The organism is Streptomyces sporangiiformans (assembly GCF_005768555.2).
Classification (GTDB): Bacteria; Actinomycetota; Actinomycetes; order Streptomycetales; family Streptomycetaceae; genus Streptomyces; species Streptomyces sporangiiformans.
This window is the reverse complement of sequence record NZ_VCHX02000203.1, coordinates 1-625: the sequence shown is the minus strand read 5'-3', so window position 1 is coordinate 625 and position 625 is coordinate 1. Positions and strand designations below refer to the sequence as shown.

The 625-nt window shown below is 57.1% G+C and carries 1 rRNA gene; it reads left to right on the top strand.

Annotated elements, in window-relative coordinates:
- Positions 1-625: ribosomal RNA gene (locus tag FGD71_RS34890) — 23S ribosomal RNA — on the top strand; the annotation flags it as partial.

The following is a 625-nucleotide window of genomic DNA, read 5'->3' as shown; positions in this document are numbered from 1 at the left end:
GTCGTGACTGCGTGCCTTTTGAAGAATGAGCCTGCGAGTTTGCGGTGTGTTGCGAGGTTAACCCGTGTGGGGGAGCCGTAGCGAAAGCGAGTCCGAATAGGGCGGTATAGTAGCGCGCTCAAGACCCGAAGCGGAGTGATCTAGCCATGGGCAGGCTGAAGCGCGGGTAAGACCGTGTGGAGGGCCGAACCCACCAGGGTTGAAAACCTGGGGGATGACCTGTGGTTAGGGGTGAAAGGCCAATCAAACTCCGTGATAGCTGGTTCTCCCCGAAATGCATTTAGGTGCAGCGTCGTGTGTTTCTTGCCGGAGGTAGAGCACTGGATAGGCGATGGGCCCTACCGGGTTACTGACCTTAGCCAAACTCCGAATGCCGGTAAGTGAGAGCGCGGCAGTGAGACTGTGGGGGATAAGCTCCATGGTCGAGAGGGAAACAGCCCAGAGCATCGACTAAGGCCCCTAAGCGTACGCTAAGTGGGAAAGGATGTGGAGTCGCAGAGACAACCAGGAGGTTGGCTTAGAAGCAGCCACCCTTGAAAGAGTGCGTAATAGCTCACTGGTCAAGTGATTCCGCGCCGACAATGTAGCGGGGCTCAAGCGTACCGCCGAAGTCGTGTCATTGCAG